At 65.8% G+C, this 12,253-nt stretch carries 14 protein-coding genes; 6 read left to right on the forward strand and 8 right to left on the reverse strand.

Going from position 1 to position 12,253, the window contains the following annotated elements; all coding sequences use genetic code 11:
• The 3 genes from RT123_RS08445 to RT123_RS08455 all read left to right on the forward strand — a co-directional run.
• Window positions 1-587: 7-cyano-7-deazaguanine synthase (locus tag RT123_RS08445; RefSeq protein ID WP_313008714.1), on the forward strand; the 587-nt coding region annotated here is incomplete at its 5' end.
• The gene (queE, locus tag RT123_RS08450) at window positions 584-1,219 is read left to right on the forward strand and encodes a 7-carboxy-7-deazaguanine synthase (protein ID WP_313008716.1); all 636 of its coding nucleotides are present in this window, start codon (window positions 584-586) and stop codon (window positions 1,217-1,219) included. The genes RT123_RS08445 and queE, both read left to right, overlap by 4 nt.
• Window positions 1,219-1,587 (forward strand): 6-pyruvoyl trahydropterin synthase family protein, encoded by a 369-nt coding sequence (locus RT123_RS08455; protein WP_112861642.1) that lies wholly within the window; start codon window positions 1,219-1,221, stop codon window positions 1,585-1,587. Before queE ends, RT123_RS08455 begins: the two co-directional genes overlap by 1 nt.
• 1 nt (window position 1,588) lies before the next feature.
• Here the strand turns inward: RT123_RS08455 and RT123_RS08460 are convergent, their stop codons facing one another.
• Window positions 1,589-1,867, reverse strand: a complete 279-nt coding sequence (locus RT123_RS08460; protein WP_017504585.1) for a hypothetical protein — start codon at window positions 1,865-1,867, stop codon at window positions 1,589-1,591.
• A gap of 56 nt (window positions 1,868-1,923) precedes the next feature.
• Window positions 1,924-2,772 carry a thioesterase family protein gene (locus tag RT123_RS08465; protein ID WP_313008718.1) on the reverse strand — a complete coding sequence of 283 codons (849 nt, stop codon included), beginning with the start codon at window positions 2,770-2,772 and terminating at the stop codon, window positions 1,924-1,926.
• Window positions 2,773-2,950: 178 nt separating this feature from the next.
• On the opposite strand from RT123_RS08465, the gene RT123_RS08470 reads away from it, so the two are divergent.
• Genes RT123_RS08470 through RT123_RS08480 form a run of 3 tightly spaced genes read left to right on the forward strand, consistent with a single transcriptional unit; the run spans window position 2,951 to window position 4,601 of the window.
• Window positions 2,951-3,439 carry a helix-turn-helix domain-containing protein gene (locus RT123_RS08470; protein ID WP_313008719.1) on the forward strand — a complete coding sequence of 163 codons (489 nt, stop codon included), beginning with the start codon at window positions 2,951-2,953 and terminating at the stop codon, window positions 3,437-3,439.
• Window positions 3,440-3,488: 49 nt separating this feature from the next.
• Window positions 3,489-4,190, forward strand: coding sequence for a YafY family protein (locus tag RT123_RS08475; RefSeq protein ID WP_313008720.1), 702 nt, complete (start codon window positions 3,489-3,491; stop codon window positions 4,188-4,190).
• Between the two features lie 60 nt (window positions 4,191-4,250).
• Window positions 4,251-4,601, forward strand: coding sequence for a VOC family protein (locus RT123_RS08480; RefSeq protein WP_313008721.1), 351 nt, complete (start codon window positions 4,251-4,253; stop codon window positions 4,599-4,601).
• 6 nt (window positions 4,602-4,607) lie between these two features.
• Here RT123_RS08480 and RT123_RS08485 read toward each other — a convergent pair whose 3' ends face one another.
• The 6 genes from RT123_RS08485 to RT123_RS08510 form a co-directional block, all read right to left on the reverse strand.
• Window positions 4,608-5,300 carry a response regulator gene (locus RT123_RS08485; RefSeq protein WP_313008722.1) on the reverse strand — a complete coding sequence of 231 codons (693 nt, stop codon included), beginning with the start codon at window positions 5,298-5,300 and terminating at the stop codon, window positions 4,608-4,610.
• A 164-nt stretch (window positions 5,301-5,464) separates the two neighbouring features.
• Window positions 5,465-7,798: a TonB-dependent receptor gene (locus tag RT123_RS08490; RefSeq protein WP_313008723.1), complete on the reverse strand. Its 2,334-nt coding sequence runs from the start codon at window positions 7,796-7,798 to the stop codon at window positions 5,465-5,467.
• A gap of 159 nt (window positions 7,799-7,957) precedes the next feature.
• A complete protein-coding gene (mnmA, locus tag RT123_RS08495; RefSeq protein ID WP_313008724.1) occupies window positions 7,958-9,169 on the reverse strand; it encodes a tRNA 2-thiouridine(34) synthase MnmA in 1,212 nt (403 codons plus the stop codon).
• A gap of 91 nt (window positions 9,170-9,260) precedes the next feature.
• Window positions 9,261-9,545, reverse strand: a complete 285-nt coding sequence (locus RT123_RS08500; protein WP_026108337.1) for a DUF1153 domain-containing protein — start codon at window positions 9,543-9,545, stop codon at window positions 9,261-9,263.
• 172 nt (window positions 9,546-9,717) lie between these two features.
• Complete coding sequence (gene flgE, locus RT123_RS08505) at window positions 9,718-11,475, reverse strand: flagellar hook protein FlgE (RefSeq protein WP_313008725.1); 1,758 nt, start codon at window positions 11,473-11,475, stop codon at window positions 9,718-9,720.
• Window positions 11,476-11,522: 47 nt separating this feature from the next.
• Window positions 11,523-12,251 (reverse strand): flagellar hook capping FlgD N-terminal domain-containing protein, encoded by a 729-nt coding sequence (locus RT123_RS08510; RefSeq protein ID WP_313008726.1) that lies wholly within the window; start codon window positions 12,249-12,251, stop codon window positions 11,523-11,525.
• Window positions 12,252-12,253 lie beyond the last annotated feature (2 nt).

The following is a 12,253-nucleotide window of genomic DNA, read 5'->3' on the forward strand; positions in this document are numbered from 1 at the left end:
AGCGCCATCTGGTGGAGATGGAGGCGCGTCAGGCGGTGCGCGACGGAATGAAGGCGGCCCTGCCGCAGTGGACCGATCGCCTTGGCGATGACCATGTGGTGGACCTGACCGGATACGGCCGGATCGCCGAGAGCGCCCTGACCGCCGACCGCAAGATCGAAATGGACGCGCGCGGCCTGCCCACCACTTTCGTACCGGGTCGCAATCTGATCTTTCTGGTCGCTGCCGCGGCGCTGGCGGATCGGCGAGGACTGGAAGTCCTGGTCGGCGGCATGTGCGAGACGGATTATTCTGGGTATCCGGATTGCCGCCACGAGACGATGGAGGCGATGGCGCGGGCGCTGTCGCTGGGGCTGGACAAGCCGGTCGTCATCGACACGCCCCTGATGTGGTTGACCAAGGCCCAGACTTGGGAATTTGCGGACAGGATCGGCGGTGACACGCTGATCGAGCTGATCATCGAGGATAGCCACACCTGCTATCAGGGCGACCGGACGCATCGGCACGCCTGGGGCTATGGCTGCGGGTCTTGTCCGGCCTGCGAACTGCGCGCGGCCGGCTATGACGAATGGGCGTCGGGGCGATGACCTATTCGGCCAAGGAAGTGTTCCTGACGGTTCAGGGCGAGGGCGGACAGGCCGGGCGGCCGGCGGTCTTCCTGCGGTTCGCCGGCTGCAATCTGTGGAGCGGGCGCGAGCAGGATCGGGCCAGCGCCGTCTGCACCTTCTGTGACACCGATTTTGTCGGCGTTGACGGCGACGGGGGCGGCAAGTTCGCGACGGCGGATCTGCTGGCCGATCATGTCGCGGCGATGTGGCGTGGGCGCGAAGGTGATCCGAAACTGGTCGTCTGCACCGGCGGAGAGCCCTTGCTGCAACTGGATGCGCCGCTGATCAACGCGCTGCATGCGCGCGGTTTCGAGATCGCCATCGAGTCGAACGGAACGATTGCAGCGCCAGACGGCGTCGACTGGATCTGCATCAGTCCAAAGGCTGATGCGGATGTGGTGCAGGCGCGCGGGGCCGAGTTGAAGCTGGTCTTCCCCCAGCCCAAGGCCATGCCGGATCGGTTCGAGCATCTGGATTTCGAGCGGTTCTGGCTTCAGCCGATGGATGGGCCGGATCAGGTGGAAAATACCGCCGCCGCCATCGAATACTGCCTGACCCACCCGCAGTGGCGCCTGAGCGTCCAGACCCACAAATACATCGGCGTCCGCTAATGCCCGTCTTTGAGATTACCAAACAGGCGACCTTCGACGCCGCCCATCACTTCCCGAACGAGCCGGAGGGCAGCATCTATCGCCGCGTCCACGGCCATTCCTTCACGGTCGAAGCGACGGTGCGGTCAGAGGTGCTGGATGTCGAACACGGCTGGGTCGCGGACTTGGGCGCGCTGGACCGGGCGCTGAAGGCGGCGGCCGAGACGCTGGATCACGGCATGCTGAACGAGCACGAGGGACTGGAGCTGCCCAGCCTGGAAAACCTGTGCCTGTGGTTCGCCAAGACGCTAAAACCCGAGTGGCCGGGCCTTTGCCGAATTCAGGTGGCGCGGCCGACGATCAACGAGCGGTGCGTTCTAAGTCTCTGATCTAGCAGCGTTTGCCCTGACGCTGGCGCTGTTCGCAGCGGCGTTGCTCGCGTTCGTAGTCGCGCTGTTCACGCTCGCGGCGCAGTTTGGTTTCCTCGTCCGAGGTGGTGACGGCGTCGAAGCCGGCGCCGACGACCGCGCCTGTGGCTTTCGCCGTCCCGCCGACGACCGCAGCGGTCCCGCCGACGACCGCGCCGACAAGGCAGCCCTGCAGCATCAGACAACCGCCCAGCACGACGACGACTTGGGATACGGAAACGAGGCGATTTCGACGACGCATGGGCGACACTCCAGAGATTTGGAATAGTCGTCGATAATGATGAATGAGGGCTGACTTCAGGCGGTACGTTGCGGCAGTAGCTTGCGCCGCTGGCGCGACAGGGCCAGCGGCGTTCCATCAGCGCCCCAGGCGATCGCCTCGTCCACCGTCCAGCCCAGCCCCAGGTCAAGCATCCTGAACTCGAAGAAGGCCCAGCCGTCCGGCGCGGTCTGGGGCGTTGGATCGGTCAGGATATCGATGCGCAGATCGACCGTGGTCATGGCGGCCGGGGTCTTGGACGCGGTCCAGGCGGGCGGATACAGCGCATCCAGCAGGTAGCACAGGCCCACCTCATCCAAGGGCCGGCCGTCGGCCATCCGCATCCAGGTGCGCTCGATCACCGGCTTGCCCTCGTTGCCGCCCAGAATGTTGGGGCCGCCGTCGAAGCGATATTCGACGTGCTGGGCGAAGTGCGGCGACATCGGCCCGCGTATGGTGGCCTTGGGGTCCAGTCGATCCAGCGACGGGGGCGGCGCGTGCAACGGCGTCAACGGCGCCGGCACGGCGTCCAACCCATAAGTGCCGGTGGCATGGTGGGTCATGCGCCCGTCCTGCTCGGCCTCGACCGCGGCATACAGCACGTTACGGCCGCCGCGCAGCAGGCGAGGGCGAAAGGCGACCTGTTCACCGAACCTGGCCGCCGACAGATATTGGACTGACAGGGTCCGAAGAGGCGCGGTCAGCGCCAGTCCCTGTCGCATCGATTGGGCGCACAGGGCCGCCAGAAGACCGCCGAACGGAAAGCCCTTGTCCGGCGCCATGCTCGATGGGCCATTCGAGAAATGACCCGGCACGGGCGCGGACAAACCGCCGTCGTCGAGGATCTGGAACGTAACGGCGGCGTCGAGGGAAATGGGCGGCGTCATTGCGCAATCCTGCGTCAGGCGAAGAAGCGGCGGAAGACCTGATGACGATCTCCCGCCGAAGTCCAAGAAACAAGGCGGCGAACCGGGAGGCTCGCGTCCGTTGCGAAACAAGACTGACTTGGAGCGTTCGGATTTGCAACCCTTGCCAAATTCCTGACGCGGCGTCACTTTCGCGCCTATGGGACGCACCGCCGACTACAGCCGCCAAAGCTGCTCCATCGCCGCCACGCTTGAGGTGATCGGCGATCCCTGGACCCTGCTGGTCATTCGCGACGCCTTCAACGGCGTCAGCCGGTTCGAACAGTGGCAAGACAATCTGGGCGTGGCGCGCAACGTCTTGGCCGCACGGCTCAAAGGCCTGGTCCAGCACGGCGTGCTGGAGCCGCGCCTGTATTCCGAACGCCCGCCGCGCAACGAATATGTCCTGACCGCCAAGGGCAAGGATCTGTACGGCGTTCTGGTGACCTTGCACGGCTGGGGCAACAAGCACGTCTATGGCGACGCCGACAGCGGCATCGACATGGTCCACAAGACCTGCGGCCATTCTCTGACCCCGCGCATCGCGTGTGGCTGCTGCGGCGAAATCGTCAAACCCAGAGATATCGCCCTGACCCGCGCGGAGAACCGGCCGACAGTCGGCGATGTGATGCCCAAGGAAGCGGCCTAGGCCCATTCCTACTGACGCTTTCTGGCAGCAGGGCTGCTAGGATCGCAATGTGTCACGCTCCGAACGCCTCCTCGATCTGTTGAATGTGCTGCGGCGGCATCGTCGGCCGGTGAGCGGGCAGGTGTTGGCCGAGGAGATGGGCGTCAGTCTGCGGACGCTCTACCGCGACGTCGCCAGCCTGCAGGCGCAAGGGGCGACGATCGAAGGGGAGGCGGGGGTCGGCTATGTTCTGAAGCCGGGCTTCATGCTGCCGCCGCTGATGTTTACACCGGAAGAGATCGAGGCCCTGGTGCTGGGGTCGCGTTGGGTGGCGGACCGCGCCGATCCGCGCATGCGCGATGCGGCGCTGGCGGCGCTGGGAAGGATTTCCGCGGTGTTGCCGCCCGATCTGCGCGACGAGATGGACACGTCGGCCCTGCTGGTCGTGCCAGGCGAACCATTCCCGGCGGATCGGGTCGATCCGGCCTTGCTCAGGAAAGCGATCCGCACCGAGCGGCGGCTGAAGCTGTGTTACAGCGACGAGGCGGGGTCGGCGTCGGAGCGTGTCGTCTGGCCGTTCGCCCTGGCCTTCTTCGACCGGGTGCGATTGCTGATCGCGTGGTGCGAACTGCGCGGTGATTTCCGCAGTTTCCGCACCGATCGCATCGTCGAGGCGGAGGTAATGGAGGCGCGCTATCCGACGCGTCGCCAGGCGCTGATGAAGACCTGGCGCGAGGCGCATGAAAGATCGCGGTCAGGCGACGGCTGCTGACGGAAATTGGCAGCAGCGAAGGCTAGGGTTCGGCGTGTTGGAAACACGAGGGCCGGGCTGATGAGCGAGATCGAGGATATTCTTCTGGCCGTTGCGGATCCGGAGATCAGCGCACGCTTTTATGCCAGCCTGCTGGGTTGTCGGCCGGTGATGGCGGGACGGGACCGGGCCTTATTCAAGCTGACGTCGGGCCGGGCGCTAGGGTTGCTGCGGCTTGCCGGCGATCGGCGCGAGGTTTGCGAGGTCGACTTTCCGCTGGAGGGCGCCGAGGCGGTGGATCAGGCGCATATCGACTGGTGGGATCGTGGCGCGCGCATCCTGACGCCGCCGACGGACGCCGCGCCGGGCCGCAGCTTCGTGGCGAGCGATCCGGACGGCCATCGGCTGAGGGTCTATGCCGTAGCGGCGTAAGGGGAATCAAACCTCGGCTTCGAGCCGGTATCCGACGCCGCGTACATTGGTCAGCAGTCCGGCGGCGTCGGCGGCGTCCAGCTTGCGGCGCAGGTGGCTGACGTGGCTGTCGATCGTGCGTTCCAGCACCGCCTGGTTGGGGAAGCAGGCCTGCATGATCTCGTTGCGGCTGAAGACGCGCAGGGGCGTGCGGGCCATGTGGGCCAGGATGCGGAACTCCGTCAGGGTCAGGTCCAGACGGCGTTTGCCTGACGGCGTCAGGATCGCCGCCAGATAGTTTTCCAACTGCACCTCCAGTGGACCGACGCGCAGGGTCTTGGCGGCCCGGCCGCCGCCGCCGCTGCGTCGCAGGATGGTCTGGATCGAGGCCGTGACCTCGGCCGGTTTGAACGGCTTGGCGATATAGTCGTCCGCCCCGATCCGCAGCGCCTGCAGCTTGTCTGTGGCCTCGTCCCGGTCGCCGACCATGATGACGGGCATCTCGCCGCGTCGACGCAGTTCGCCCAGCACATCCCAGCCGTCGCGCACGGGCAGGCGGACGCTGAGCAGGGCGAGATCGGGTTTGAGCGAGGCATGCAAGTCGGCCGCCTGCTGGCCGTCGGCGGCGACGACAGTGCGAAAGCCGTCCCGACGCAGGGCGGCGTCCAGGATTTCGACGCCCTCGGCGGCGTCATCGGCGATCAGGATCAGGCTGCTCATGGCGTCTCCGAAAGCCGCCATCGCGCCAGATCGTCGCGTCGTCCAGCGAAACCGGACGACTGCGGTGAAGTTTCATATCGTCGTCGCAAAGCCTTCACGCAGACGAAGAAAAACCCCCTCCCGCGCGGGCGGAAGGGGGCCAGTCGGTCGTTCGGAAGGAACGCTTAGTAGGAGGCGCGCAGCTCGATGCCGAAGGTGCGCGGGTTGTTGAAGTTGCCGTAGTCGCCCAGGGTGTTCCGGTTCGACGGATCGCGGCGGTAGACGTAGGTCTCGTCCAGCAGGTTGCGCGACCACAGGGCCACTTCCAGCAGCGGACCGCCGTCGCGGGTCGTGATGTCGGCGATGGCGACGCGGGCGTTCACGACGAAGGACGAGTCGGCCTTGATCGCGAACTGCTCGAAGCTGTGGGCCGCATCGGCGTAGTTGGCGTCGATGTGCGCCTTCAGGGTCGCGCCCATGAAGGGCGAGTTCCAGTCGGCCGCGACGCTGCCGGCGTTCTCAGGCGTATAGGCGATGAAGACCTGCTGCACCTGGCCGTTGAACGGGTTGACCGTGTCCGGCACCTTGGCGTCCGTATAGGCGTAAGACGCCGACAGGGTCAGATTGTCGGTCGCCCGGAACTGCCCTTCCAGCTCGACGCCGCGGATTTTCGTGGTGCCCGGGGCGTTGATCGTTTCCAGCGTGTTGCGGGTCGAGGCGCCTTGGACGGTGACCAGGCTGAAGTCGATCTGGCTGTCGGTGCGGTCCATGGCGTAGACGGCCGCGTTGAAGCGGACGCGACGGTCGAACAGGTCGCTCTTCAGGCCGATTTCGTAGGCTTTGACCTCTTCGGGATCGAACGAGCGGTAGGTCAGCGAGCGCGAGGAGGCGCCGCCGGCGCGGTAGCCGGTCGAATACTTGCCATAGACGTTGATATTGTTGCTGACGTCATAGGCCAGGGTGACCAGCGGGTCGAAGCGATCGACCTTGGAGCTGAAGGTCAGGTTGGTGGGGGCGTTGTTGACGACCTCCAGCTTGCCGTCCTTATCGTCCCAGGTGTAGCGGCCGCCGACCGTCAGGTGCAGGGCGTCCATGCTGACTGGGGTCCAGGTCGCCTGACCGTAGATGGCCTTGGATTCCGAGTGGGCAGTAGACTTGCGGTCCAGCGAGCGGAAGCCGCGGATCGTCGGGGTGGGGTCCAGGATGGTGTAGCCCGTGCCGTCGGCGTTCCACTGGTTCGTCGAGGGCGTGGCGGCGTCGTCGGACACCGTTTCCTTGAAGTAGAAGACGCCGCCGACGTAGTCGATGCTGTCACCCAGCGAACCGACGGCCTGCAGTTCCTGGCTGAACTGGTGCTGCCAGAAGCCGGCCAGCGAATAGCGGCTGAAGCGGCCGTTCGGGCCGACGACCGGCGGACGGTGGGCGCCGGCGATGTTGTCGTACTGTTCGACGTCCAGATCGCGGTAGGCCGTGATCGAACGGATTTCCAGCGAGTCGGTCGGGCGATACGACAGGTGCAGATCCATGCCGCGCGTGTCGTCGACGCTGAACTGCTGAGGCACGCCGATGTCGGCCTGCGTCATGCGGTTGGAGCCTTCGACCTGGACCAGGGGCGACAGGGCGCGAATGCTGCCCGAGGGAACAGTTGCCGAGGTGAACGGCACGACGGTCAGGCCGTTCGGGTTGAAGTTCAGCAGCTGGCTGTAGAACGGGGTGTTCTTGTCCTTGCTGATGTCCGCCGCCAAGGTGGCGGTGAAGTTGTCGGCCGGCGTCCAGCGCGTCTGGAAGCGAAGGCCGCGACGGTCATATTCGCCAAAGCCTGTCTGTCCCGGCAGGATGTTCTCGGTCACCGGCCCCTGGACCGAAATGATGCCGTCGACCTTGAAGGCGAAGTCGCCGAGGGCGGGGAAGTCGACGTGCAGTTCGGAGTTGTAGGACTCCAGATTGCCGACGCCGGCGATGGCGCGCATGCCGAACACGCCTGTGGGCTTCTTGGTCACCAGGGACAGGGCGCCGCCTTCGGTGTTGCGGCCGAACAGGGTGCCTTGCGGACCCTTCAGAACTTCGACGCGCTCGATGTCGAGCAGGGCGGCGGCGAGGCCGTGTTGGCGGGCCAGATAGACGCCGTCGACATAAACGCCGACGCCCTGCTCGCGGGCGGGCTGGTTGGCGTCGTTCGGCACGATGCCGCGGATGCCGATGGTCAGGGCGGACTGACGGGCTTCGAAGGTGGCGATGCGCAGGCTGGGGACGCTGCCGTCGGCCAGGTCCATCAGGCTCTGCACGTGGCGATCGGCCAGGGCTTCGGCGTTGACGACCGAGATCGAGATCGGCGTGTCTTGCAGGTTGGTTTCGCGCTTGGTCGCGGTCACGACGATGTCGTCAAGACCGGCCGGCTCGGCGCTGGCGGCCGTCGGCGCGGTCTGCACAGGCGCGGTCTGGGCGAAGGCGGAAACGGGCGCGGCGAGAAGGGCGGTCCCCAGCAGCAGCTGAAGGCGCAGTTTGGTTTGACGATGCATTTTTATCCCCTGCTTAGTCGGGGCGGGGATTACGCCGTCATTGCGATGCGCAGTTTACAGCCGTGCAACAGCCCGGTGCATCTTTGATGTCCGAGGTTGAGAGAAACCTGCAATCAGGGTCCACCCCGCCTCCACATCGTCTCCACACTCGGGTCGGGGCTAGACGACGACCGCCGTCGTGTCGCGGATGAAGCCGCCGCCCAGGACGCGTTCGGTGTCCGTCGGATCGTACAGGGCGCAGGCCTGGCCCGGCGCGACGCCCTCTTCGCCATTGTCAAAGACGACGCGGATATCGCCGTCGATCAGGGCGAGCCGGGCAGGCGAGGGCTGGCGGGTCGAGCGGACACGGGCCAGGACCGGGATGTTGGCCTCGGCCGCCTCGATGATGGTCGCCTCGTCACCGAGCCAGTTGGTTTCTTCCAGCGTCAGGCTGGCCGTCAGCAGGGCTTCACGCGGGCCGACGATGACGCGACGGGTCTCGGGCTCCAGCCGGGTCACGAACAGGGGCTCGCCTACGGCGACGTTCAGGCCGCGGCGCTGGCCGATCGTATAGTCCGTGATGCCCGCGTGCTGGCCCAGCACCCGGCCGTCCATATGCACGATCTCGCCGGCCTCACGCCCTTGCGGACGCAGGCGGTCGATCAGGGTGCGATAGTCGCCGGAAGGCACAAAACAGATGTCTTGGCTGTCCGGCTTGGCGGCGATCTTCAGACCCAGTTCGGCGGCGACGCCGCGCACCTGGGGCTTTTCCAGATCGGCCAGCGGGAAACGCAGATAGTCCAGTTGGTCTTGGGTCGTGGCGAACAGGAAGTAGGATTGGTCGCGCGAATGATCGATGGCCTTGCGCATCTGCGAGCGGTTGCCGGCGACCGCGCGGCGGACGTAGTGACCCGTCGCCATCGCCTCGGCGCCCAGATCGCGCGCCACGTCCAGCAGGTCGCGAAACTTGACGGTCTGATTGCAGCGGATGCAGGGGACCGGCGTCTGGCCCTTCAGATAGCTGTCGGCGAACTGGTCGATCACCGCGTCCCTGAACCGGCTCTCATAGTCCAGAACGTAGTGTGGAATGCCGATCATGTCGGCGGCCAGGCGCGCGTCGTGAATGTCCTGACCCGCGCAGCAGGCGCCCTTCTTCTTCAGCGCCGCGCCGTGGTCATAGAGCTGCAGCGTGACGCCGACGACGTCGTAACCCGCCTTATGCAGCAGGGCCGCGACAACGGTGGAGTCCACACCGCCCGACATGGCGGCTACGACCCGCGCGCCGACCGGCAGGCCGACCGCCGCCCGCGCGCTCTCGACCGCCGCATCGATGTCGGTGCGCGCGATGTCGGGAACGGGGCAGAAATCTTCGACCAGGGTCATCGCGGCCATTTAGTGCGGAACCGGCGCGATTTCGAGGCCCGCAAACGAAAAGGGCCGCACCCGTCGCCGGATGCGGCCCTTCACGTCTTCGGGGAAACCCTCAGGAGCGGTAGCTCTGGATCCGCGTCGTGCGCAGACCCTGCATGCCCCATTTGTCGATGGCCTTCTGCCAGGCCAGGAACTCTTCGGCCGTCAGGCGATATTTCGCCAGGGCGTCGTCGAGGCTGAGCAGGCCGCCGCGAACGGCGGCGACGACTTCGGCCTTGCGCCGGATCACCCACCGGTCCGTGTTGGACGGCGGCAGATCGTTGAGGGTCAGGGGCGTGCCAGTCGGTCCGACCACGTATTGTTCGCCTTTGCTATTAAGGCGTCGCTCTTGCAACATGGGCTTATGCCTCTTTCACCAACACCGTAGTGTCATGAAGGTAGGCGTCCCCGACTAAGGTCCGTTTAAGGGTCGTGGTGAAGGAACGGATAACTTCCGCCCCTCCCTGAACGACTCTGTAAACCTTGCTTGCGCGACGATTCATCGAGACTAACGCTTACTTACTCGCCGATCAGCGTTTGATGTTGATCAACTCGGCCAGCATTTCATCGGCCGTGGTGATGATTTTGGACGAGGCGGAATAGGCGCGCTGGGTGGTGATCAGGCCGGTGAACTCGGCCGACAGATCGACGGTCGAGGACTCCAACTGCTTGGCCGCGATCTCGCCCGCGCCGCCCGTTCCCGCCGCCTTCAGGTTAAAGGTGCCGGACTGAAGGCTGACGGCGTAGGCGTTGCCGGACACTTCACGCAGGCTGTCGGGGCTGGGGAAGGTGGCGACCGCGACCTGGGCGATGCGACGCATGACGCCATTGTCGAAGATGGCGGTGACGAAGCCGCCTTCATCGATCTTGATCTCGCTGAGATTGCCGAACGCCGTGCCGTTGGTGACCGTCGACTGGACGACCGAGGCGGTGTTCAGCTGGCTGAGGCCGCCGGCCGAGGTGTTAAGGTCCAGCGTTACAGCTTGGGCGGCGATGCCCAGACCGTCGGCCCAAGCGACCTGGCCGGCCGGCATGGTCAAGTTGGCGGGGTCGGACTTACCGAAGTTCAGCGTCGCCATGGTCGGGTCATCGAACAGGCCCGTGCCTGCGGGCCAGGCCTTCATGGTATCGACGTCCAGGCGACCGGACGGCGTGAAGGCGATCTTGCCGGTCTTGATCTGGCCGTTGGCGTAGGGTGCGCCCGCGATGACGTCGCTGGCCGGCACGGACACGATTTCCGCATACCAGATGTTCGGTTCGTCGCTCTTCAGGAAGCGGAGCTCCAGATTGCGCTGGCCGCCCTTGGAGTCCGAAACCGGGATGTTCATCTTGAAGTCGGGCTTCACGCCGACGGGGTTGTCGTCGTCGGCGTTGTACATCGCCATGGAGTTGACCGACGGATCGTACTTCGTCTTGGCGACGTTTTCGTTGCCCAGGCCGACGTCCGAGAGGTTGATCGTATAGGCGGGGCCGCTGGCCGGCGTGAACTGGATCTGGGTCGGCGGCGTGCCGACCGGGGCCGCCGAGCCGGCGTTCGCGCCGTTGATCGTCAGCCCGGTGATGGCACCGGTGGTCGGGTCGAAGGTCGCCGAGGCGTCGATCTTCTGCGAACCGGACTTGATCACCAGATCGTGGCTGTTGGCGCCGGTGCGGGTGTAGCGGACCGACACGTCATGGGTCACGGCCGGCGTCGCCGTATCGGACACGCCCTTGTAGGATTGGGCGCTGGCGGCCGAGGACGATTCCTGGCTCGAACGCAGGTTGGCGTTGATCTGGACGCGCGTGGTCGGCTCGGCCGTGCCGCCGACCGAGCCGATATTGATCGAGCGCAGGCGCGACAGGTCAGAGGGATCGGTCGAGATTTCGCCGTTGGAGTCCACCGGCCAGCCTTGAAGATACAGGCCGGCGCTGTTCTTCAGATAGCCCTGCTTGTCGACGGTGAAGGCGCCGGCGCGGGTGAACAGGCGGGTGTCCGTCGCGCCGACGTTCTCGGCCTGCGTCGTCGTGACGAAGAAGCCCTGACCGTTGACGGCGAGGTCGGTGCTGGAGGTCGTGCGCTGAAGCTGACCTTCCTGGCTGACGTAGGAGCGGGTGTTGGTCGTGACGCCGCCGGCCGAATAGCTGCCGCCCGATGCGGTCTGGCTGTTGACCAGGGTCTGGAACTCGCTGGCCGTGCGCTTGTAGCCGACGGTGTTCACGTTGGCGATGTTCTGGGAGATCGCCGCCAGGGCGGCGGAGTTGGCGGCCAGACCGGACACGCCGGCCAGCATTGCACTGTTGAGGCTCATGAAGAACGCTCCTTAAATAGAGGTCATCGGGAAGGCGGCGGATCGCATCATGCGGCCGCCTCCTCGGTGGGGACGTTCGGATTCTCCGTATCGTCGGTATCGTTGGCCGCCTGGGCCTTGATCTCGTTGAGCGAGATCACGGTCGAGAGCGGAAGGATGGAGTCGCCGATCACCAGATACGGCGCGCCGTTGTACATCTCGACGCCGGTGACCCGGCCCTGGATCAGGGCCTGGGCGTCGACCTTGGCGCCGGTCGCGTCGGTGGCGGCGACCTTCAGCGTATAGACGCCGCCGTCTTCGGCCGTGCCGCCGTCCTTCAGCTTGCCGTCCCAGGAGACGGTGTGCAGGCCGGACGTCTTGTCGGGCGCGGCGCCCTCCCAGACCACGACGCCCTTGCTGTCGACGACCTGCAGGGTGGCCTTGTCCGCGTCGGCGCCCAGTTCGTAGGCCCAACTGGCCTTGCCATCGTTGAACTCGGTGGCGGTCCAGGCGGCGGTGACGCTCTTGCCGATGTAGTTGGCGGCGTTGTCCAGACCGCCGCCGGCCTGGGCGGCCAGCAGGCTGGTCAGCAGGTCGTTCGTCAGCAGTTGCTGCTCCACGCCGGCCATCTGGGTCAGCTGCGCCGTGAACTGATTGGAGTCCAGCGGCGACAGCGGATCCTGGTTCTTCATCTGTGTGGTCAGCAGGGTCAGGAAGGTCTCGAAGTTCGAGGCCAGGGCCTTGGTGCCGCCGGTGACCCGGCCGGCTGCTGCGCTTGTGGTGACGGCGTCGACCATGG

Origin of the sequence: Brevundimonas vesicularis (assembly GCF_032067225.1) — a bacterium.
Classification (GTDB): domain Bacteria; phylum Pseudomonadota; class Alphaproteobacteria; order Caulobacterales; family Caulobacteraceae; genus Brevundimonas; species Brevundimonas vesicularis_F.

What these genes read in the sequence shown, in the direction of transcription:
- RT123_RS08500 (WP_026108337.1), bottom strand. Translation starts at nt 9,545, where the DNA reads ATGTTGCAAGAGCGACGCCTTAATAGCAAAGGCGAACAATACGTGGTC.
- RT123_RS08455 (WP_112861642.1), top strand. Translation starts at nt 1,219, where the DNA reads ATGCCCGTCTTTGAGATTACCAAACAGGCGACCTTCGACGCCGCCCAT.
- RT123_RS08470 (WP_313008719.1), top strand. Translation starts at nt 2,951, where the DNA reads ATGGGACGCACCGCCGACTACAGCCGCCAAAGCTGCTCCATCGCCGCC.
- queE (WP_313008716.1), top strand. Translation starts at nt 584, where the DNA reads ATGACCTATTCGGCCAAGGAAGTGTTCCTGACGGTTCAGGGCGAGGGC.
- RT123_RS08465 (WP_313008718.1), bottom strand. Translation starts at nt 2,772, where the DNA reads ATGACGCCGCCCATTTCCCTCGACGCCGCCGTTACGTTCCAGATCCTC.
- flgE (WP_313008725.1), bottom strand. Translation starts at nt 11,475, where the DNA reads ATGAGCCTCAACAGTGCAATGCTGGCCGGCGTGTCCGGTCTGGCCGCC.
- RT123_RS08480 (WP_313008721.1), top strand. Translation starts at nt 4,251, where the DNA reads ATGAGCGAGATCGAGGATATTCTTCTGGCCGTTGCGGATCCGGAGATC.
- RT123_RS08460 (WP_017504585.1), bottom strand. Translation starts at nt 1,867, where the DNA reads ATGCGTCGTCGAAATCGCCTCGTTTCCGTATCCCAAGTCGTCGTCGTG.
- mnmA (WP_313008724.1), bottom strand. Translation starts at nt 9,169, where the DNA reads ATGGCCGCGATGACCCTGGTCGAAGATTTCTGCCCCGTTCCCGACATC.
- RT123_RS08510 (WP_313008726.1), bottom strand. Translation starts at nt 12,251, where the DNA reads ATGGTCGACGCCGTCACCACAAGCGCAGCAGCCGGCCGGGTCACCGGC.
- RT123_RS08485 (WP_313008722.1), bottom strand. Translation starts at nt 5,300, where the DNA reads ATGAGCAGCCTGATCCTGATCGCCGATGACGCCGCCGAGGGCGTCGAA.
- RT123_RS08490 (WP_313008723.1), bottom strand. Translation starts at nt 7,798, where the DNA reads ATGCATCGTCAAACCAAACTGCGCCTTCAGCTGCTGCTGGGGACCGCC.